19 protein-coding genes are annotated in these 21,070 nt (G+C 59.6%); 14 read left to right on the forward strand and 5 right to left on the reverse strand.

Going from position 1 to position 21,070, the window contains the following annotated elements; genetic code table 11:
- Positions 1-6: 6 nt before the first annotated feature.
- The 3 genes from N6L27_RS11035 (at position 7) to N6L27_RS11045 (ending at position 2,179) form a co-directional block, all read left to right on the forward strand.
- Positions 7-798: an enoyl-ACP reductase FabI gene (locus N6L27_RS11035; RefSeq protein WP_271907299.1), complete on the forward strand. Its 792-nt coding sequence runs from the start codon at positions 7-9 to the stop codon at positions 796-798.
- 197 nt (positions 799-995) lie between these two features.
- Positions 996-1,559 (forward strand): HD domain-containing protein, encoded by a 564-nt coding sequence (locus N6L27_RS11040; protein ID WP_271907481.1) that lies wholly within the window; start codon positions 996-998, stop codon positions 1,557-1,559.
- Complete coding sequence (locus tag N6L27_RS11045; protein ID WP_271907300.1) at positions 1,556-2,179, forward strand: TetR/AcrR family transcriptional regulator; 624 nt, start codon at positions 1,556-1,558, stop codon at positions 2,177-2,179. Before N6L27_RS11040 ends, N6L27_RS11045 begins: the two co-directional genes overlap by 4 nt.
- 129 nt (positions 2,180-2,308) lie before the next feature.
- Here N6L27_RS11045 and N6L27_RS11050 read toward each other — a convergent pair whose 3' ends face one another.
- Entirely contained in the window at positions 2,309-2,737 is a 429-nt protein-coding gene (locus tag N6L27_RS11050; RefSeq protein ID WP_271907301.1) for an FKBP-type peptidyl-prolyl cis-trans isomerase, read from the reverse strand.
- A 136-nt stretch (positions 2,738-2,873) separates the two neighbouring features.
- On the opposite strand from N6L27_RS11050, the gene N6L27_RS11055 reads away from it, so the two are divergent.
- The 9 genes from N6L27_RS11055 to N6L27_RS11095 all read left to right on the forward strand — a co-directional run bounded on the left by N6L27_RS11055 (position 2,874) and on the right by N6L27_RS11095 (position 11,308).
- Entirely contained in the window at positions 2,874-3,560 is a 687-nt protein-coding gene (locus N6L27_RS11055; RefSeq protein WP_271907302.1) for a haloacid dehalogenase type II, read from the forward strand.
- Between the two features lie 8 nt (positions 3,561-3,568).
- Positions 3,569-4,399: an alpha/beta fold hydrolase gene (locus N6L27_RS11060; protein WP_271907304.1), complete on the forward strand. Its 831-nt coding sequence runs from the start codon at positions 3,569-3,571 to the stop codon at positions 4,397-4,399.
- Positions 4,396-5,373, forward strand: a complete 978-nt coding sequence (locus tag N6L27_RS11065; protein WP_271907305.1) for a threonine ammonia-lyase — start codon at positions 4,396-4,398, stop codon at positions 5,371-5,373. Before N6L27_RS11060 ends, N6L27_RS11065 begins: the two co-directional genes overlap by 4 nt.
- Before the next feature lie 45 nt (positions 5,374-5,418).
- Positions 5,419-6,615, forward strand: a complete 1,197-nt coding sequence (locus tag N6L27_RS11070; protein ID WP_271907306.1) for an endonuclease/exonuclease/phosphatase family protein — start codon at positions 5,419-5,421, stop codon at positions 6,613-6,615.
- 69 nt (positions 6,616-6,684) lie between these two features.
- Positions 6,685-7,476, forward strand: coding sequence for a 3-oxoadipate enol-lactonase (gene pcaD, locus N6L27_RS11075; RefSeq protein WP_271907307.1), 792 nt, complete (start codon positions 6,685-6,687; stop codon positions 7,474-7,476).
- The gene (locus N6L27_RS11080) at positions 7,469-8,179 is read left to right on the forward strand and encodes an alpha/beta fold hydrolase (RefSeq protein WP_271907308.1); all 711 of its coding nucleotides are present in this window, start codon (positions 7,469-7,471) and stop codon (positions 8,177-8,179) included. Before pcaD ends, N6L27_RS11080 begins: the two co-directional genes overlap by 8 nt.
- Complete coding sequence (locus N6L27_RS11085; protein ID WP_271907310.1) at positions 8,179-9,516, forward strand: lyase family protein; 1,338 nt, start codon at positions 8,179-8,181, stop codon at positions 9,514-9,516. Before N6L27_RS11080 ends, N6L27_RS11085 begins: the two co-directional genes overlap by 1 nt.
- A 125-nt stretch (positions 9,517-9,641) precedes the next feature.
- A complete protein-coding gene (locus tag N6L27_RS11090) occupies positions 9,642-10,748 on the forward strand; it encodes a Zn-dependent alcohol dehydrogenase (protein ID WP_271907311.1) in 1,107 nt (368 codons plus the stop codon).
- 275 nt (positions 10,749-11,023) lie between these two features.
- Positions 11,024-11,308, forward strand: a complete 285-nt coding sequence (locus tag N6L27_RS11095) for an ArsR/SmtB family transcription factor (RefSeq protein WP_271907482.1) — start codon at positions 11,024-11,026, stop codon at positions 11,306-11,308.
- A gap of 156 nt (positions 11,309-11,464) precedes the next feature.
- Here N6L27_RS11095 and N6L27_RS11100 read toward each other — a convergent pair whose 3' ends face one another.
- Positions 11,465-12,316 (reverse strand): fumarylacetoacetate hydrolase family protein, encoded by an 852-nt coding sequence (locus N6L27_RS11100; protein ID WP_271907312.1) that lies wholly within the window; start codon positions 12,314-12,316, stop codon positions 11,465-11,467.
- Between the two features lie 27 nt (positions 12,317-12,343).
- Positions 12,344-15,340 (reverse strand): ABC transporter transmembrane domain-containing protein, encoded by a 2,997-nt coding sequence (locus N6L27_RS11105; protein WP_271907313.1) that lies wholly within the window; start codon positions 15,338-15,340, stop codon positions 12,344-12,346.
- A gap of 195 nt (positions 15,341-15,535) precedes the next feature.
- On the opposite strand from N6L27_RS11105, the gene N6L27_RS11110 reads away from it, so the two are divergent.
- Positions 15,536-15,928: a DUF3307 domain-containing protein gene (locus N6L27_RS11110; protein ID WP_271907314.1), complete on the forward strand. Its 393-nt coding sequence runs from the start codon at positions 15,536-15,538 to the stop codon at positions 15,926-15,928.
- 107 nt (positions 15,929-16,035) lie between these two features.
- Here the strand turns inward: N6L27_RS11110 and N6L27_RS11115 are convergent, their stop codons facing one another.
- Positions 16,036-16,494, reverse strand: coding sequence for an Lrp/AsnC family transcriptional regulator (locus tag N6L27_RS11115; protein WP_271907315.1), 459 nt, complete (start codon positions 16,492-16,494; stop codon positions 16,036-16,038).
- Between the two features lie 146 nt (positions 16,495-16,640).
- Between N6L27_RS11115 and N6L27_RS11120 the strand changes: the two genes are divergently transcribed.
- Positions 16,641-20,063 (forward strand): indolepyruvate ferredoxin oxidoreductase family protein, encoded by a 3,423-nt coding sequence (locus N6L27_RS11120; RefSeq protein ID WP_271907316.1) that lies wholly within the window; start codon positions 16,641-16,643, stop codon positions 20,061-20,063.
- Between the two features lie 30 nt (positions 20,064-20,093).
- On the opposite strand, the gene N6L27_RS11125 is transcribed toward N6L27_RS11120, so the two are convergent.
- Positions 20,094-20,759 (reverse strand): TetR/AcrR family transcriptional regulator, encoded by a 666-nt coding sequence (locus tag N6L27_RS11125; RefSeq protein ID WP_271907317.1) that lies wholly within the window; start codon positions 20,757-20,759, stop codon positions 20,094-20,096.
- Between the last annotated feature and the right edge of the window lie 311 nt (positions 20,760-21,070).

The raw sequence follows: 21,070 nt of genomic DNA on the forward strand, positions 1-21,070 counted from the left end.
AAGACGATGGCGGGACTGCTGACAGGCAAACGCGGCCTGATTATGGGCGTGGCCAATGACCGCTCCATCGCCTGGGGTATTGCCAAGGCCATGGCAGACGCTGGGGCCGAGCTGGCATTCACCTACCAGGGTGAAGCGTTTGGCAAGCGGCTGGAGCCGCTGGCGCAGAGCGTCGGCTCTGACTTCATGGTCGATGTGGATGTGACTGATGATGCCTCGCTGGACGCGGCGTTTGAGCAACTGGCAGGCCGCTGGCCCGCGATCGACTTCGTTGTCCATGCAATTGCCTATTCGGACAAGAACGAGCTGACCGGCCGTTTCCTGGATACGAGCCGTGCGAACTTCAAGAACTCGCTGGATATTTCCGCCTATTCCTTCATCGAAGTGGCGCGCCGTGCTCACCCGCTGATGAAGGAGAATGGCGGCACCCTTCTGACTCTGACTTACCAGGGCTCGAACCAAGTGGTTCCGAACTATAACGTCATGGGCGTCGCAAAGGCTGCACTGGAATCCGCGACCCGCTACTTGGCCAATGATCTGGGTCCGGAAGGTATCCGCGTGAACGCGATCTCCCCCGGTCCGATGAAGACACTGGCTGGAGCCGCAATCGGCGGTGCGCGCAAGACCTTCAAACACGCGGCCCAAAATGCTCCGCTTCGCGACAATGCAACGCTGGAGGCAGTGGGCGGCACAGCAGTTTACCTGGCCTCAGATGCGGGTACCTGCACCACCGGCGAGATCATCCGGGTCGACGGTGGCTTCCATATCCTGGGAATGCCGCAGCCTGATCATCTGTGATCAACTGCTTTTCAGTTCTGAAAGTTGAGGCGCCTTTCGGCGCCTTTTCTTTTGCCTGCAGTCAGGCTTTTATATTTTATACCGAATCGCATATTAATATGAGACATCGCAAACACAGGAGAATTCAAATGCCGCAGCCAAGCCTCGTTCCCGCGCCGGATTCCGCACTTTGCGCAGCGGCCGCTGAGATGGCACGCATGGCCAGTGAGCCTTTCCTCTTCAACCATGTAAGCCGCTCTTATGCGTTCGGCGCGCTAATTGGTCAGAGAATGGATATGACCTACGACCCGGAACTGTTTTACATCGCCGCTATGCTGCATGACTTGGGCCTGACAGAAACCTACAAGGGTGATGACCGGTTTGAGGTAGATGCCGCAGATGCCGCCGCGCGCTTTCTTGCAGCGCAGAATGTGGAGCGATCCCGCATCGACCGGGTTTGGGACGCCATTGCGCTGCACACCACGTTTTCCATTCCGCAAAAGAAATCGCCGGAAGCAGCCCTGGTGCAAATCGGCGCAGGCATCGACGTCGGCGTGATCCCGCATGACGAGATCACGCCGGAGGTGATGGAACAGGTGCTTGACGCCTACCCGCGGCTGGGTTTCAAAAAGGCAATGGAACAGGCTCTGACCCGGATCTATGCGGAGAAACCGATGACGGCGATGCACAACTTCGGGGCTGATGTGGCCCGCCGGAATGTCCCAAGCTTTCGACAGCCGCATTTCTGCGACATGCTGCACGGCGCGGATTTCCCGGAATGAGCCGGGGCCGCGGGCGTCCGCGAAAGTTCGACGAAGTTGAAGTGCGGCAGGCCATCATGCACTGTTTCTGGGCCAAGGGCTATACCGCGACTTCGCTTGACGACCTATCCAAAGCGACCGGGCTGGTACGTCCGAGCCTTTATGCAGCCTTTGGCGGCAAAGAGGATATATTTCTGGCAGCGATGAACGATTTCGCTGCCAGAACACGAGCCTATTTGACTGATAAAGTGCCTCCAGAGGCACACCCGCGCGCGGCCTTGCAAGCCGTCTTTACAGCGATGCTGGACCTCTATCAAACAGACGAAGGCGGCCGGGGCTGCCTCGTCTTTTCAACGGCAACGGCAGAAGCACCGGCACACCCGGAAATCCGGGACAAATTGCAGGAACAACTTGCTGGAAGCGACCATCAGTTCCGGCGGCTTCTGGAACGCCATACCCCTTCAGCGGCAGCACAAAGTTTGGACGCAGCCGCGGTGCTTGCCGCGGCCACGCTTCACTCCATCGGCCTGCGGGCACGCTCCGGCGTTCCGAGGCCGGCCTTGGATGACTTTGCTGCAAGTGCGGCGCGCAGTATCGCGGCACTTCTCGCAGGATCTTCCGGAGAAGAATGCACCGGCTGACCTCGCGCCGGACGCCAAACACCAGCAGGCGGCACCGCGCCGCTTGCGGCGCCCGGCCCAACCGGTGAGGATGCAATCGGCAGATTGCACCGCAATGGGCGGGAGCCCCCGCCCGCCGCACAGAAGGTGTCAGTTCACTGAAACCAGTTCAATATCGAACACCAGGTCCTTGCCTGCCAGGAAATGGTTGGCGTCCAGCGTTACGGTTTCGTCGCTGACTTCAACCACGGTCACAGGCAGAACCTGACCGTCGGGGCTTTGCATCTGCAGCTGAGTGCCGAGGTCCAGAGGAATGTCTGCCGGGATGCCCTCACGCGGAATTTCCTGACGCGCAGCAGGATTGATCGGTCCATATGCCTCGGTGCAGGGGATCTCGAGTGTCTTCTTCTCGCCCACTCCCATGCCTTCTAGACCAGTGTCCATCCCCGCGATCACCTGGCCAGTGCCAACTGTGAATTCCAGCGGGTCGCGCCCTTCCGAACTGTCGAAAACGGTGCCATCCGTCAGCTTGCCAGTGTAGTGGATGCACACGGTGTCGCCGTTCTTTACCCCGGTCATGAGACCTCCAATCGGTTACGGGTTGATAAAGGGGCGCAGCCTAGCGCCCGCAGACGCGATGTAAACCCGTATGGGTACAATTTCCTGCTTTGCCCTCCCGCCGCATCATGCAAGGCTCGCCGCAGGGGAGAAAACCATGCCAGTCACCACCTGTATTTTTGACGCCTACGGAACCCTGTTCGATGTCGCCGCAGCGGCAAGGCAGGCCGCCGGAGAAGCGGAGTTTCCGCACCTTCAGGACAACTGGGCGGACTTGGCCAGCAACTGGCGGCTGAAACAGTTGCAATACACCTGGTTGCGCGCCATCACAGGGGCTCATGCGGATTTTTGGGATGTGACACAGGACGGGCTCGATTGGGCAATGGAAGCCGCCGGTCTGAGCGGTGATACGGCACTGCGCCAGAGGCTGTTGGATCTTTACTGGGAGCTGCAGGCCTATCCGGAAGTGCCCGCGATGCTGCAAGCGCTGAAGGATGCGGGCATGAACACCGCAATCCTGTCGAACGGGTCTCCGGCGATGCTGGATGGAGCGGTGCAATCAGCCGGACTGGGAGGCGTACTGGATGATGTGCTGTCAGTGGAAAGCGTGGGCATTTTCAAACCCGACGCCCGGGTTTACGATCTGGTCGGTCAGCGGTTTGGCTGCGGCAGGGACGAGGTGCTGTTTGTCTCATCGAATGGTTGGGACGCGGCCGGGGCCTCAGGCTATGGCTTCGTGACAGCTTGGGTGAACAGGGCGGGAGAACCAGTGGACCGCCTGCCTTGGAAACCTGCCCATATCCTGACGGACTTGACCAGGATCCCTGACCTCGCCAAAGACTGAGTTTCTTAATGCCATTCTTCAACACAGCCGATGAGTTGCGCCTTTACTATACGGACAGCGGCGAAGGCCTGCCTTTGATTTGTTTGGCGGGCCTCACCCGCGACAGCAGGGACTTCCGCTATTTTGCTCCGCACGCAACACAATACCGGCTGATCACCTTGGACGCGCGCGGGCGCGGGCAATCGGATCAGGATCCTGACTGTATGAACTACAACGTTCTGCGTGAGGCGCAGGATGTGCTTGAGCTTCTGGATCACCTGGGACTGCCTCAGGCCGCCATCCTCGGCACCTCGCGCGGCGGCCTGGTGGCAATGATGCTGGCGGCGGTCGCCAAGGAGAGGCTGTCGGCAGTGATCCTGAATGACGTCGGCCCTGAAATACCGCCCGGCGGTATTGCCCGGATAATGGAATACGTCGGGCGGCTCCCAGCGTCCAAGACGTGGGGCGAAGCCGCAGAAGCGCTGGAAACATTGATGGCACCTGCCTTTGCGGACGTTCCTGCTGTCCGCTGGCGTGAGGAGGTTGAAGCCTTCTACGATCAATCGCCCGGCGGGCTTTCCCTGCGCTACGATCCGCGATTGCGCGACGCGCTGCTGGCACAGGCCGAGGCAGGCCCGCCGCCGGACCTATGGCCGCTTTTCCTGGCGCTGGACGGCCTGCCTTGCGGTGTGATCCGCGGCGCGAATTCCGACATACTGAGCGCAGAGACCTTCGCGCAGATGCAACGCCGTTTGCCTGCTCTGCAAACAGCAGAAATTGCCAACCGCGGCCATGTGCCCTTTCTGGACGAGGCGGAAGCGCTCACCCTTATTCATTCAGTTCTGGACAGGATCAAATGACCTCAATTGCCATGATTGAAGCTGCGGCTGAACGGCTGAACGGCCATGCCTGCGTGACGCCGCTGCTGTCTTCACCGTTTCTGGACGAGATTGCCGGGCGGCGCCTGCTGGTGAAGGCGGAATGCCTGCAGCATACCGGATCCTTCAAGTTCCGCGGCGGTTGGTCAGCGGTATCGGCGCTGAGTGAAGAGGAACGCAAGCGCGGTGTGATCGCCTATTCCAGCGGCAATCATGCGCAGGGCGTAGCAGCTGCCGCCAAGGCGCATGGTACGCCAGCGGTGATTGTGATGCCTGCGGATGCACCGCAGCCGAAGATCAAGAACACCCGCGATCTGGGAGCCGAGGTGGTTTTGTACGACCGGACCGGCGGTGAAAGCCGCGAGGCTGTGGGCGCAGAAAACGCAAAGGTCCGCGGGCTAACGCTGATCAAGCCCTATGACGAGCCGCTGGTGATTGCGGGCCAAGGCACCTGCGGGCTGGAGATTGCGGAGCAGGCTGCAGCGGAAGGCATCACCCAGGCGGATGTTCTGGTTAACTGCGGCGGCGGCGGTCTTTCCTCGGGCATAGCGCTGGCGCTGGAAGCCCGCGTGCCGGGTCTGCGGGTCCGGCCGGTGGAGCCGGAAGGTTTCGACGACGTGACCCGGTCGCTGGCTGCAGGCGAAGTCCGGCAGAACACCAGTTTGTCCGGTTCCATCTGTGACGCCATCCTGACACCTCAGCCGGGCGAAATCACATTTCCCATCCTCAGCCGCCTGTGCGGGCCGGGCATTGTCGTCACAGAGGAAGAGGCGATGCGTGCCATGGCTCTGGCCTTCTTGCGGCTCAAGATCGTTCTGGAGCCCGGCGGCGCTGCCTCGCTAGCGGCTGCGCTTTTTCATTCAAGCCGGATTGACGGCGATGCAGTCATTGCAGTTGCCACCGGCGGCAACGTCGATGCGGCGCTGTTCCGGGAGGCGCTGTCGCGTTATGCTTGAGACCTGACCGCGCGATTGTCCGCCCGGCAGCCAAGGGGACACGTCATGACACGTTTCACCATCGCCTCGTTCAACGTCAAAAACCTGATCGGCCCGGAGCGGGAATACTACCGCTTTCAAAGCTACACGCCTGAAGAATACGCGTGGAAGGCGGATTGGATGGCCGACCAGCTTCTGACGCTGAATGCCGACATTGTCGGGTTTCAGGAAATCTTCGAGGAAGCGCCCTTGCGGCAGGTGATCGCCGAGGCTGACCGCCGCGGAGCAGAAGCCAATGCGGCCAGCATCCCGGATCCAGCGAAACGCTATCACCGCAAGGCTATTTTTCAGAAACTGGCCTACGGCTCCTATGCCGAGGCGGAGCTGGCCTTCGCCCCCAACCTGAATGATACAGGCGAGCCGGGCAAACGGCGGCCCGGGCTGGCGGTGCTATCCCGGTTTGGCTTCGCGGGTGAGCCTGAGGTCATCCAGGACCTGGTACAGCCGTTGAATATTCCGATGGCCTGCCTGGGCGAGGAAGAAGACGCAGGGTTTTATACATTGCGGCGGCTTTCGCGCCCGATCCTTAAGGTGCAGGTGCCGGTTGGGGATCAGGTGATCAGCGTGTTCAACTGCCATCTGAAGTCGAAACTGGGCGAGTACATCAAACCGCAGGGCGCCCCCTACCCGCCTGAAACTGTGCTGACGGCTTATGACGCGGCAGGCCGCGCGATGGGGGCCTTGCGCGCAGCACTGCGGCGCATGGGCGAAGCCTGGGTGCTGCGCCGCGCTGTGCTGGATGAACTCGAACAAGGCCGCCCGGTTATGGTTCTGGGAGACTTCAACGACGGCGAACACGCGGTCAGCAGCGAAATCATTTCCGGAGAGGTTCCGTTCAAAAACTATACTTGGATGCTGCGCCATGATGCTGAACACGCGGGCGACCGCTACAGCGAGGCTGAGGACGCGCAGATCCAGGAAGCCGTTGATCGTGTGCGTCTGCGCTCTGCTGAAAAGATTTTCCTGAGGAAGTCCTTGCGTGATGTGGTCTACACTACTGCTTTTGGTGGCGTGCATGAGAGCATCGATCAGATCTACATGTCCCGCCATTTCGACACGGATTGGCATGGGTCAGTGGGCAGAATGCACTATTACAGCGTCTTCAACGATCATCTGACCGATGGCAGCCACCCGGAAGCTCCGTATAACAAGCTGGCCTCGGACCATGGTCAGATCATGGCGCATATGGAGCTGCATGGCTGAGCACCGCCGATCGCTTTACCTCCCTGCCCCGGCGCGGGTAGACTGCGGCGGAGCAGAAACGAGGTACCCATGCAGATTGCAGACCTGGGCGATGTCCAGCTTCACTACCGCGTAGACGGTGACGCAGATGGCGCCCCCATTGTCTTTGCAAATTCGCTTGGCACCGACCTGCGGGTTTGGGATTCTGTAGTGGAAAGGCTGCCAGCAGGCCTGCGCATCATCCGCTATGACAAACGCGGTCATGGGCTGTCCTCTTGCCCGTCTGCCCCCTATTCGATGGGCGCACTGGTGCGGGATGCGGAGCGGCTGCTGGACCATTTGGAGGTGCGCGACTGCATGTTCGTGGGCCTATCGATAGGCGGCATGATCGCGCAAGGGCTGGCAGTAAAACGGCTGGACCAGATCCGTGCGCTGGTGCTGTCGAACACCGCCGCCAAGATCGGCACCGGCGAGATGTGGAAAGAGCGAGTCAGGACTGTCCAAAACGACGGCATTGAAGCGCTGGCAGATGCGGTTATGGAGCGCTGGTTTGCCCGCGGGTTCCGGTCGACGCCGGAGCTGCAGCTGTGGCGCAACATGCTGGTTCAGCAATCCCGCGATGGATACGCAGGATGCTGCGCAGCTATTGCGGGCACCGATTTCTACACTCCGACCAGCGGGCTGAGGCTGCCTTGCCTCGGCATCGCAGGGTCCGAGGACGGCTCCACCCCGCCCGACCTTGTGCGCGAGACGGTGGATCTGATCCCCGGCAGCCAGTTCCATCTGATCCGGCGTGCGGGCCACATTCCCTGTGTCGAACAACCGGATGAATACGCTGAACGCCTGACGGCCTTCTTGAAGGAGACCGGGCACATTGGCTGAATTTCTGCTTGTTCACGGCTCCTGTCATGGCCCCTGGTGCTGGCGCGACGTGATCCCTGCGCTGGAAGCTCGAAGCCACACTGCCCGCGCGATCACCCTGCCCGGCCACGCCGACGGGCGCGATCCCGCAGGCGTGACACTCGCCGAAACGGCGGAAGCCGTAGCTGCGGCTTCCACTCCGGAAACTGTGATCGTCGGCCATTCCTGGGGCGGTTTTCCCATTTCTGCGGCGGCAGAGGCGCATCCGGAGCGCTTGCGCGGACTAATCTACCTCTGCGCCTATCTGCCGGTCAGCGGCATGTCCCTGATCGAAATGCGTAAGGCTGGGCCACGGCAGACCTTGGAGGGTGCCACGCGAAAGAACGCGGCAGGCACTGCTTACAGCCTGGTGCCGAAGACCGCACCAGACCTTTTTTATCACGACTGCCCGGACGAAACGGTGCGCTTTGCCATGGAAAACCTGTGTGAACAGCCAATCCAGCCACAGGACACGCCTCTCCGTCTGAGCGAACAGTTCGCGGCAATCCCCAAGGCCTATATCCGCTGCACCGGGGACCGGGTCATTCCGCCGGAATATCAGGCCCATATGGCGGCTCAGCTGCCGCCTGCACGGACACACGATATGGACACTTCCCATTCACCCTTTTTCGCCGACCCTGAAAGGCTGGCACAACTTCTGGGACAGATTGCAAAGGACTTCTGATGGCAGGCTCCGTCTTTGACAGCCAGATTTATGGCGATCTATTCGGCAGCGGCGAAGCCAGCCGCCTTTTCTCGGATAGTGCAGAGGTGCGGGCTATGCTGCTGGTAGAGGGTGCGCTGGCTAAGGCGCAGGGCGAAGCAGGCGTAATTCCGCAGGAAAGTGCAGCTGCGATCGGGCGGGCGGTAGTGGAAATTGCCGTCGACCCTGGCGTGTTGAAACGCCCCACCGGCCAGAATGGTGTGCCGGTGCCTGGACTGGTGGCCGCATTCCGCGAAGAAATGAAAGCGCCCGAGCATGCACAATATGTGCATTGGGGGGCTACTTCGCAGGACATCATGGATAACGCGCTGATGCTGCGGCTGCGCCAGGCGCTGGCGCTGGTAGAGACAGACCTAAAGGCCGCAGTCCTGTCGCTGGGCGAACTCGCCAAGGCACATGCGGAGCTGCCTATGGCCGCGCGCACTTACGGACAGCATGCAACCCCAACCAGCTTTGGCGCGGTTGCGGCAGCATGGGGCACACCGCTGCTGAACCTGCTGGAGGAGCTTCCAGCGCTACGAAACTCCTGCCTTCTGGTGTCGCTTTCCGGCGCAGCGGGAACATCAGGTGCGCTGGGGGCAAAGGCCGCCGAGGTTCGCGCAGCGATGGCAAAGGGGCTGGCACTTAAGGATCCGGGGCGCACATGGCATACTGATCGCACACCGGTGCTGCGGATCGCCGAGTGGCTGCTTCGTGTAAAATTGGCTTTTGGCAAAATCGGTGAAGACTGCACTGCGCTTGTACAAAGCGGTGTTCAAGAAATTTCTCTTGGCGGAACCGGCGCCTCCTCCACCATGCCGCAAAAACAGAACCCCGTGCAGCCGTCTGTGCTGACCGCCCTGGCGCATCAAGGCAGCGGATTGTTTGCGGTACTCCAAAGCGCTGCATTGCAGAAACACCAGCGCGACGGGGCCGCCTGGTTTGCCGAATGGATGTGCCTGCCGCAAATTGTTCTTGGCGCGGCAGCAGCCGCAAAAACTGGCAAGGGCCTCTGCGCGGATATAACACCGCGTTCTGAGGCCATGGCGGCTGCGTTATCGGCCGGTCAGGGCCTGATACACGCCGAAGCGCTAAGCTTTGCCTTGGCTTCGAAAATGCCGAGGCCCGATGCCCAGGCGGCTGTTAAGACTTTGTGCCAGGAGGCTATGACCTCCCGCATACCGCTGCGGGAACTTGTTGAGCGGGACTATCCTGACATAGATTCGGCCGCCTTGTTTGATCCCGCTAAGCAGATGGGCCATGCCCCTTGGGAGGCCCTTCAATTCAGCAAAAGAACAGACAACCTGCGCAATTCCTGACCGGATAGCGCGCGGTACTACGCTGGGTATCTTCCGTCACGTTACAACACGCCGCGCTCTGCGCGTTCCCGCTTGATGCAACCACCCCGGCGCGTCACCCTGACTGCAAACGGAGGAGGAGGATCATGCAAACCATAAAGGCCGCTGTCTGCCATGAATTCGGCGCCCCGCTGGTCATTGAGGATGTGCAGCTGGCACCGCCTGGCACGGGTGAAGTCGAGGTCACCCTGGACGCAGTTGCAATCTGCCACAGCGACATCTCCTTTGCCGAAGGCGCCTGGGGCGGGCATCTGCCGGCGGTTTACGGCCACGAGGCCGCCGGGGTGATCACCGGGACCGGCACAGGCGTGCAGAGTTTTTGCGTTGGCGACTCCGTTGTGGTCACACTGATCCGCAGCTGCGGCACCTGCCCGTCATGCGCGAGCGGAAGGCCGGTGATTTGCGAAACGCCCTATGACACACTGAACGGTCCTTTGAAGACGGCCAGCGGCGGACCGCTGGACCAGGCGATGGCTTGTGGCGCCTTTGCAGAGAAAGTGGTCGTGGACCAGCGTCAGGTCGTCAAGATACCCGCAGAAATCGGCAAGGACGCGGCGGCGCTGATTTCCTGCGGTGTGATCACAGGCGTGGGTGCAGCCGTCAACGCGGCCGGGCTGCGTGCAGGACAGGATGTGGTGGTCATCGGCGCTGGCGGCGTTGGTCTCAACGCTATTCAGGGCGCCCGTATTGCCGGCGCCCGCCGTATCGTCGCCGTCGACATGAACCCGGAGAAATTGGAGACTGCCAAGGATTTCGGCGCTACCCACGGGGTTCTCGCCACAGATGCGAAACCCTGGAAAGCCGCCCGGGAAGCACTTGGCGGACGCGGTGCGGATGCGGTGCTGGTCACAGTTGGCGCAATTCCTGCCTATGATCAAGCGCTGCGCTACTTGGCGCGCGGCGGCAAGGCTGTTCTGATCGGCATGCCGCATTCAGGTGCAAAAGCCGCTTACGAACCCGTTGTTCTGGCCGCCCTGGGCCAAGGTCTGACCGGTTCCAAGATGGGCGATACCGTAATCCAAAGGGACATCCCATGGATCGTGGATTTGTACCAGCAGGGACGCCTGAAGCTGGATGAACTGATCTCCGGCCGCTGGCCCCTGGAGCAAATCAATGAGGCGATTGCCGACACCAAGACAGGAAGCGCCAAGCGCAACGTCATCGTATTTGACCGGAACGGCACAGTAAGTTGATTCAGCGTGAGGAAGATCATGAAAATCCTCCACCGAAAGACACGCATTCATTTAGGCCGCTTGCCAAAAACCACTTAACCGGTTGCATCGGAATCGGCCTTGGCAGGCACGGCTCTGCTCATGCCTGCCCCATTACCGGTGGCTCTCCGCCGATACCGGAGTGAAACGCAACTGCTGGATGACCCCATAACCTTTAGCGGGCATGTTGTGAGAAAACAGCAGGAAATGAAGCCTTGGCACCGTGGAAGCGTGACGGCAACCCGCCGGAAACCATCATGCAGGAAAGTGCTGCAGCTGCGACAGCTTTCCTGAAAACCCTCGCGCATGAAGGCAGGCTTATGATCCTGTGCCACCTGAGTGCCGGCGAGAAGTCAGTCAGCGAGCTGGAAAAGCTTTTGGACCTGCGCCAAGCTGCAGTGAGCCAAATGCTGGCCCGGTTGCGGGACGACGGGCTTGTGGAAGCCCGGCGCGATGGCAAAGCAGTGTTTTATTCTCTGAGCAACGGCAACACGGAAGAGATAATTGCCCTGCTATACAAACAATTCTGCGATGGCGGATGAGCGCCAACGCTCTTTGGCTGGCGGCCTGCCAAACAGCGGTTTGAAGAACCGATTATTGTTGTAAGGGATTGGTTTGCACCGGCCCATGTCCGAGCACAGACTGGCGGTGTTTGTCGCTACAGCCGCAAGGAAGATGAAACGAGGTAGTTCAGGCGGCTACCTATCGTCTGCCCTGACTTTCTGTGTCTGCACTCCAAGCCCTTCGATCTCCAGCCGCATCATATCGCCGGCCCTTAGAAAGACCGGTTCGGGTTTGGCCCCCATACCGACCCCTGGCGGGGTTCCGGTTGCAATCACGTCACCGGGGTGCAGCGTCATCAGCTGACTCAGATGTGAGATGATCTCCGCAACGGTAAACACCATTCTACTGGTATTGCCTGTCTGCCGCCGAGTGCCATTCACATCACAGGTCAGCCATAGGTTTTGCGGATCGGGCACTTCATCCTTGGTCACGAGCCAGGGTCCAACCGGCCCGAAAGTGTCGCAGCTTTTGCCTTTGGTCCACTGTCCTGTCAGCTTGGTTTGAAAATCCCTTTCCGACACGTCGTTGATCACGCAATAGCCTGCAACATGGTCAAGCGCTTCAGCCTCGGTCACGTATTTCGCCTTGGTGCCGATTACCACGCCCAACTCGACCTCCCAATCAGTGGCGACAGAACCGCGGGGAAGAATAACGTCATCGTCCGGCCCGCAGATCGACGACGTCGCCTTGAGAAACAGGATCGGATGCTCTGGAAGAGCCATCCCCATTTCTTCGGCATGATCAGTGTAATTCAAACCAATACCGAGAAACTTTCCAGGCTGTCCAACACAAGGGGCGAGGTCAGGTTTCCCCTCCACCAGCGGCAGGGCACGAGGATCCAAGCCGGCTAACCGGGCCAGTGCGCTATCGCTTAACGCCGCTGCTGCGATATCAGGCACATGGGCGGACAAGTCCCGGATCGCACCCGAACCATCCAAAAGTCCCGGGCGCACCTCTGACCCCATTCGATAGCGGAGCAGTTTCATTTAACCTTCTCCCGGACGGCGATCGGATCAGTTGGAAACATAGCCAGCCACCACTTGCAGAAGCTTGAATGCAGTCGAAGCGTCATTCTCGACAACTGCCAGAAACTCTTCCTCACCAATCCGCAAGCACCGCAAATCACTGGCTGCAACCATGCTCAGCGCGCGCGGCTCTTGGCGGATCAGCCCCAGTTCCCCGACCAGGCGACCTGGTCCAACTTGCGCAATCAGCCGGTCCTCGCGCCCCTCTTGCGGCAGCAGAAGATCCGCCTCACCCGACAGGATCATGTAAGCACCGTCTGAAGCCTCATCATCCTTGAGGAAAACCACCTCGCCCGCTTTGGCATCATACCAGCGTGCCCCAAAAGCCAAGAGGCGCAGCTGCCGTCGGTTCAGGCCGGAGAAAAGTTCTGTCTGTTCCAAAGCACGAAGCTTGCGCGCCAGATCCTGGCTGGCCGCCCCGTCTTCAGCAGCCTCAGCCTGCGTTTCATCACTGACCAACCTGCCTTGGCGCAACTCAAAATAGACATCAAAGACGTCCGGGCTCTGAAACGCGGGCGCCAGATAGATCAGCGTCGTGCCCGGCAAAAGCTTGCGCAGGTTCTTGTGCACTGCAACGCGGGTTTCCAGATCATAGCTCGCCATCGCAGAGTCGAGGATCAGGATATCGGGGCGCTTGATTGTTGCCCGGCAGAAGGCAAGCGGCTCCGCAAAACTGGCTGCCAACCCCTGCCCGCCGACGGCAATAGGCATGTCGAAGATCAACTCCACAACCTGATCACGCAAACCGTCGCGAACCATCAGGTCTGAAACCAGTTTGCGCACTTCGTCGCCCTTAGCGCCCGCTGCATCGGAGATTTTACCGAATAAGGCATTCTCCAGAACTGTTAGACTGGGAGTAATCGCGTCTTGCTGAAAAGGCACAAAGCCAGCGCCCAAGGACTTCAGCAAGCCATCACCGTGACTGCGGCGAAAACCGAGGATACGATCTTTCATATCATCTTCAAAGGCAGGCCCGATCTGCTCGGCTGAGATGGTGAAAGGCACAATCAGCAGCTGCGCCAATTCTTCCCGGCTGAGCGACGATGCTTCAGCACTTCCGGACCGGTCGACCAGCGCCAGCGCGGTCTCATATGCAGTAACATCCAGGCCGAGCTTGCGGAAAAGCGGATGGCCGGTTCCATCCACACCAAAGATCTGCCGCAGCATTTCAACAACGTCGCGGGTCAGCGCGACCAGGCTTTCATCGAGGCCCAATTGCTTCAGCTGGTCCAGAAAGTCTCTTTGCTGGTGGAGCATCTCGCCGGTCAGTGGCTCGTGAGAGGCCGCGAACAGCAGGTTTTCGGCAACCGGCAGGGCCGGATTATAGCTCTCAGGGTCCAGGAAATGCACATGCACATCCAGCCCGGCATCCTCGATCGCCTCACGCACCGCTGGGCGCAACTTGACCAGTTGCTCTGCCAGTTCCTTATGTGCAGCTTCTTCGAACCGCTGCTCAATGCCCCGCCGGAACAGGGCGGTGTCCGAGCCGATACCCTCCACCACTTTCAGCCACCAGCCCCTTAGCTCTGCCTCACTGGAAAATCCGGCAAGTTTGGGATCCAGCCAAGGCGCGTCGAATGGATCCGGGCTGTTCCCTGCCTGAATAGCGACTTCCAGCTCATGCTGATTTTTCGAATCGCCCTGAGGGCGCATCCGCATCGGCATCATCACGTTGTCGCCAAAAGACCCCTGAAATAGAACCGGCCGCGACGTGGCATAACCAATGCGAGCCGCCACAACGGCCTGATGCAGACCACTCAGGTCCTGCTCAGCCACCGTAACAGTTCCCGAGCTGGGCAGGATTTCCCGCGTCAGAAGCTCGGCCAGTGCTCTGCGGTCTTCTTCGGACGGAGCTGCAATCCCGATCACCTGACCGGCCGGAAATGTTGCGCTCAGTTCTTCCAATACGAGATTGCCGTCGGTGTCGCGGACAGTGACAGAATCTAGTACCACCTCTCCGGATAGATGCTGCAGCTCGTCCGGTTCTCCGGTGAGAAGTTCTTCATTCACCATTCCCTGCGGCGCAAAACGCTCCAGGATCACTTCCCATCGCAGGCTCATGTCCTGAGTCTGGTTATAATAGGCCAGAAGCTCCTTCCACGGGGAAGCGAGATCCTTGTACGCAGCGAGCGCGGCAACCAATGCCCCGAGCGAAACCTTGCCTTGCAGAACCAGATAACCGCCAACCGCATAGAAGAAAAATGGGGTCAGCTGGGTAATGAAGTTGTTGAGAAACTTCATAAAGAACTTTTTCTGATAGATCTGGAAGCGGATGTCGTAGAGCCGCCCGAGCCGGGCCGTTATGATAGCCATCCGGTAACGCCAGCCGCCATTGATCCTGAGCGTCGAAGCACCAGCTGCGCTTTCACCGATTTCGGTAGCCAGCGACCGCACCTGCTTGATGCGTTTTTTGTTCAAGAGGTTGATCTGCCGCTGCAGCATTGGAATCAGCCAGCCCTGCAGCGGGATCAATGCAATCGCCGCCATTCCAAACCAGAAGTTCTGCAAGAACAGGAAGAACAGGATGGTCAGCATCTGCCCGGCTTGCAGTACCGGCTGACTGACGGCGTCCCCCATCAGGCCGCCCATCGGCTCAGACTCTGATGTGACCATCGACACCAGTTCACCCTGGCTCACCCGCTCAAAATAAGGCTGCGGGAAGCGCAAAACACGGGCAATCAGCTGATACCGGAAGCGGCGCAGCATCCGCTCCGCCAGCACCCCCTTCATAGTATTGATCCGCATCTTCAGCAGACCGTGGCACAGCACTGATATCAGAAAGGCACCGCAGAGAATCCAGAGGAAGGTCAGCTGATCAAAACTCTGGCCCAGCACTGTGATGGTCGAGCTTTCAGCACCAATCGCGTCGTTTATGATCCGTTTCGGCAACTCCAGCGTCAGGTAAAGCAGCGGAAACAGGCAAGCTGTCACGACAAGCAGCACCAGCTGGTCGCGTTTCGAGTATTTCCAGATGAAGCGGAACAAAGAGCGCTCGATGGGAAAGCTCCGTAATTGGCGGCATCAGGCAAGGATTTTCTATGGTTAGCGCGGTTTGGCCGGCACAGGCAATGGGCAGAAACCGGCCTAGTCCCGTTACGGCACCCTGCAGTTGCAACATTTGCCAGATGGCAAAAAATCCGTAAGGTGCCAGCCAAGTGTACTTTCAGGAGGCTTATTGGTTTGCCGGAATATGTAGGATCCGTGCTGCTGCTTCTCTGCGCCCTGCAGGTAAAGCACCTGTTTGCCGATTTTTTCCTGCAGACTCCCAAAATGCTTTCTGGCCGCTGCGCTTATGTGCACATGGGGCGGGCACAGCATGCTGGCGTCCATATTGCCGGTTCGGCAATCATTTTTCTGCTGTTTGGCGCACCGCTGAGTTTCATTTTCGTGCTCGCGGTTTTGGAGTGGCTGGTGCATTTCCACATCGATTTCGGCAAAGCCCGCTTTTCCGAACGTAAAAAACTTAGTCCACAGCAGCCAATGTTCTGGCAGGCCATGGGATCGGATCAGGCACTGCACCAGCTGACATATATAGCTATGGCCTGGGCTTGGGTAAAATACGCAGCAATTTGAGAAGCTGCTACAGAAACGGCCCCCTCCCAGCGCGTTCTCCGCACAAAAAAGTCACCGTTGAATACTTTGGCTCTGCTGCAAGATAGGCCGTGTTAGTGACGAGATGTTCAAGGCACCACCGGTATGTCCCGCTTTATCGTGCGCAGAACAACGTTCGTTTGCGCGCTGGCGACCGCAGGCAGACGGAACAGGAAGGTTTCTAGAAACCGGTTATAGACATCCAGATCCGGAGCCAGCACCCGCAGATGATAATCCGCCTGGCCGGTTGTGGCATAGCACTCCTGCACCAGCGGGTTTGTTTCAACGGCGCGGATGAACTCAACCAGCTTGTCCGGGTCGTGGCGGGTCAGATGGACATGCACAATTGCCTGAAAACCGAGCCCCATTGCCGGTGCATTCACCACCGCACCGTAGCGTTCAATGATGCCCTCCTCTTCAAGTGCCCTGACCCGGCGCCAAAGGGCAGACGGCGACATGCCTACGGCCTCTGCGAGATCAGCATTAGAAATACGGGAATCCTCCTGAAGCAGCGTCAGGATACGGCGGTCTCGGTCGTTGATATCCATTTTCCGGTCACTTTCCCCGCTTCACAGCTTAACGAGGGGTAACTTAACCACAAATCACCGCAAAACCAACAAATCGGGCAAATCTTTTCATACTTTCAGGATTACTTTTCCGGAAATCACATATTCCGCGCAAGGATTCCGCCGCGATGACCAAGCTGAGCCACGATTTCCGCAGCTATAAGCTGGATGACCGTTACGACTTGACCAAGGGCCGGGTGTTTCTGACAGGCACGCAGGCGCTGGCCCGGGTAATGCTTGACCAGGCCCGCCGCGACAAGGAAACAGGCCTTAATACTGCAGGGTTTGTCTCCGGCTACCGCGGCTCGCCGCTGGGCGGGGTAGACTTGGAGTTTTGGCGCGCCAAGGAACGGATGCAAGAAAACCGCATCAAGTTCATGCCCGCCGTGAATGAAGATCTAGGCGCTACCGCTGTCCTGGGTACCCAGCAGGCCATTCTTGACCCCCATTGCGAGGTCGAGGGCGTATTCTCCATGTGGTACGGCAAGGGGCCTGGGGTTGACCGCTCCGGCGATGCCTTGAAGCATGGCAACGCCTACGGATCGTCAGCCAAGGGCGGTGTCCTTGTTGTTGCCGGCGACGACCACGGCTGTGTCAGCTCGTCGATGCCGCACCAGTCGGACGTGGCTTTCATGTCCTGGTTTATGCCGGTTCTGAACCCGGCGGATGTGTCCGAATACCTGACCTTCGGCGAATACGGCTTTGCCCTGTCCCGCTACTCAGGCACCTGGGTCGGCTTCAAAGCAGTGTCGGAAACCGTGGAGAGCGCGCGCTCGGTGGAACTGCAGCCGGACCGAGAATTCATTTATCCGGAGCTGCCGGATTACCCTGGCGGGCTGCATATCCGCCGCGCAGACCTGCCCTCGCCCGAAATCGAAACCCGCATCCACGCCAAGCTGGACGCGGTGCGCGCCTTTGCCGAGGCAAACCCGATCGACAAGCGAATCTATGATATCAAAGACGCCCGCTTCGGCTTCGTCTCCACCGGCAAGGGGCATCTGGACCTGATGGAGGCCCTGCGGCTGCTAGGACTGGACGAGGTCGTCTGCCGCCGCCTGGGCATCGACATCTACAAGGTCGGCATGGTCTGGCCGCTGGACCGCACCGATGCGCTGAAGTTCGTAAAGGGCAAGCAGGAAGTGCTGGTTGTCGAAGAAAAGCGCGGCATTATCGAAAGCCAGTTCAAGGAGAACTTCTATGACTGGCCCGGCAGCAAGCCGGAGAAGATGGTCGGCAAATACGACAGCCAGGGCGAGCCGCTGATCCCGTGGACCGGCGAGCTGAGCCCGCTGCTGCTGGCGCCCATCGTGGCGGCACGGCTGGACAAGTTTTTCCCGGAAGAAAACCTTCCGGCGAAGGCCGCTGCGCTGACTGCTGAGCCGCCGAAAGTGCTGAACGTGCCCGGCGCCACCCGCACGCCTTACTTCTGCTCCGGCTGCCCGCACAACACGTCTACCAAGCTGCCGGAAGGCTCCAAAGCGTTTTCCGGCATCGGCTGTCATGTGATGGCCAGCTGGATGGATCGCGAAACCGCCGGCTATGCCCAGATGGGCGGTGAAGGCGTGCCGTGGACCGTTGCCTCGCAGTTCAATGGAAACAAGCATGTGTTTCAGAACCTCGGCGAAGGCACCTGGTATCACTCCGGTTCGCTGGCAATCCGCCAGGCGGTCGCGGCCGGCACCAACATCACCTACAAGATCCTGTATAACGACGCGGTGGCAATGACCGGCGGCCAGCCGGTGGACGGACCGGTTTCGGTGCATGGCATCGCCCAGACCTGCCGCGCCGAAGGCGTGCAGCGTATTGCGCTGGTCTCGGACAACATCGGCAAGTTCAACCATGGAGATTTCCCGAGCGGCACGACCTTCCATGACCGCGCGGAGCTGGACAGCGTGCAACGCGAGCTGCGCGAGATCCCCGGCGTCACCGTGCTGATCTACGAGCAGACCTGCGCCACCGAAAAGCGCCGCCGCCGCAAGCGCGGCAAGATGGAGGATCCCAAGCGGTTTGCCTTCATCAACGATCTGGTTTGCGAGGGCTGCGGCGATTGCTCGGTTGAATCCAACTGCCTGAGCGTGGAGCCGAAAGAGACGCCTTTCGGACGCAAACGCAAGATCAACCTCTCAACCTGCAACAAGGACTTTTCCTGCCTGAACGGGTTCTGCCCCAGCTTTGTCACGGTCGAGGGCGCAACCCGGCGCAAGAAGAAGCCAGCCGGGCTGGACACCGCCAAACTGACGGCCCAATTGCCCGCCCCGGACCTTCCCTCCCTGTCCGAGCCGTTTGATCTGCTCGTCACCGGAGTGGGCGGCACCGGAGTTGTCACTGTCGGGGCGCTGATCACCATGGCCGCGCATTTGGAGGGCAAGGGATCCAGCGTGCTGGATTTCACCGGCTTTGCTCAGAAATTCGGCACCGTGCTGAGCTATATCCGGCTGTCCAATTCCCCTGAAACGCTGAATCAGGTCAGGATTGACCAAGGCGGCGCAGATGCAGTCATTGGCTGCGATGTTGTCGTCAGCTCGGCACCGAAGGCGTCAACTCATTACCGCGCAGGCACCAAAGTCGTACTGAACCGGGCAGAAATGCCCACGGGTGACCTGGTCCTGCGGCGCGATGCAGACCTCATGGCAGGGGTGCGTGAACGGACTATTGCAGAAGCTGTTGGCCCGGCCAATCTGTCAGGTTTCAACGCAAATGAAGCCGCAGAATCCCTGCTGGGCGACGCGGTTCTGGCCAATGTGATGATGCTGGGATTTTCTTGGCAAAAGGGGCTGGTTCCGGTCAGTGCCGGTGCTTTGGACCAAGCTATCGAGCTGAACGGCGTTGCGATCGAAAAGAACCGCCTCGCTTTTGCCATTGGCCGCGCCATGGCTGCAAACCCGAAGCTGGTTGAGGAGATATACAAGGAAACTCCAGACAAGGACGAAACGCTGACGGAACTGGTCGAGCGGCGTGCAACCTTCCTGACCGGATACCAGGACACCAAATATGCCGCACGGTTTCATGAAACGCTCGCCCGGTTCCGCGACGCCCTTCCGGCGCGGGCGCAGGAACAGCTGGTCGAAGCAGCAGCCCGTTCCCTGTTCAAGCTGATGTCCTATAAGGACGAATTTGAGGTTGCACGCCTGCTGACCAGCGAGAAGTTCCGTCACCAGATCGAGGACGAATTCGAGGGTGATTTCACGGTCAAATACCACCTCGCTCCGCCGCTGCTGAGCCGCAAAAAGGATAGCCGCGGCCGACCGCTGAAACGCTCATTTGGCCCTTGGCTGCGCCCGGCACTGAACCTGCTAGTCAAGGCACGCCGCCTGCGCGGCACCGCCTTCAACATCTTCGGGTACCACGAGGAAGCCCGGCTGCACCGCGATCTGCTGACGTGGTACGAGGCCGCGCTCAGCAAGATTGCCCAACGCTACGCGCCTGGCACCCATGACGCCTGCCTCGATATACTGAAAGCACCGATGGAAATCCGCGGTTACGGGCCGGTGCGCCTGGAGGCTGCGAAGGCCGTTAGAGCAAAAACAGATGAGATGCTGGGCACGCTTTAGGAAACGCTAATGATTGTCAGCACAGGGATTTCAGACGTCCCAGTGCTGGCGTGTGAACGCAGTGAAGGCTTCCATTTCCTCTGCCAGGGGCTCCTGCCCGGTGAACACCTTGAGGTATTCAGGCGTCACCTCCAGACGGTGGGCGTGGCTTTCGTTCGGGTCCGCCATGTCATAGCCCAACTGCATATAGTAGAGTACTTTGGCACGGGTCATTGCCTCCCGTTCCAAATAGCCATAGCGGGCGAACATTGCTGTCAAAGCTTTAACCCGGCGCCGGTCGGACCGGTCCAGCAGGCTGCGAACCTTGCCTGAGCGGCGCGACCAGTCCCGCACCGCAAAATCCAAGGCGGTGTTGAACAGGTTGGGATTGGTGATGCAGTGGAAGACGTTCAGCACTGCGCCAGTGATCGTCTTGGCCGGCGCCTCCGCCTGGCGCACCATTCCCGCTGTGTTCGTCTGCTCCCAAGTTTTCAGGAGCGCGTCCAGCAGATCCTGGCGCGACTTGAAGTACCAGTAGAACGAAGATCTAGAAACCTGCATCCGCTCAGCCAGTGCCAGCACTTTGACCTGCTCAACCCCGTCAGAGATAAGCACGTCCATAGCGACATTAAGCCAGTCATTGCGGGTGACCTTGATATTGCCGATCAATGGCTCAGCCTCAGGATTATCCCGGTGCAGGACAGGTTTTTGCGCCATGGGCGGCCTTTCAGGTAGATTGCATTCGCGTTAGTCTATGCCGGGCTTGCAGCGAGCGCCAACACAGCACTCCAGTCTGCGCCGAATTGCGATCAGGCTTGAGTGGCCTTGGCGACACACCGTACTGTCGGCACGGCTTTCAAGAGTTTGTGGCAACTGGCGGCTGCTCACACATGATCAAGCTTTGCCGCCACTGCACGGCCGCCCCTCCCTAGCCCCCGTACAGCCAGCCTAAACGCGCGTTGCAAAGCATCCCCGGACCCGCAACGCCTTCTTCAGCTTTACGAATTTCCTTTTGCAAAGTCGGCATC

Origin of the sequence: Leisingera sp. SS27, from assembly GCF_028368855.1 — a bacterium.
Taxonomy (GTDB): Bacteria; Pseudomonadota; Alphaproteobacteria; order Rhodobacterales; family Rhodobacteraceae; genus Leisingera.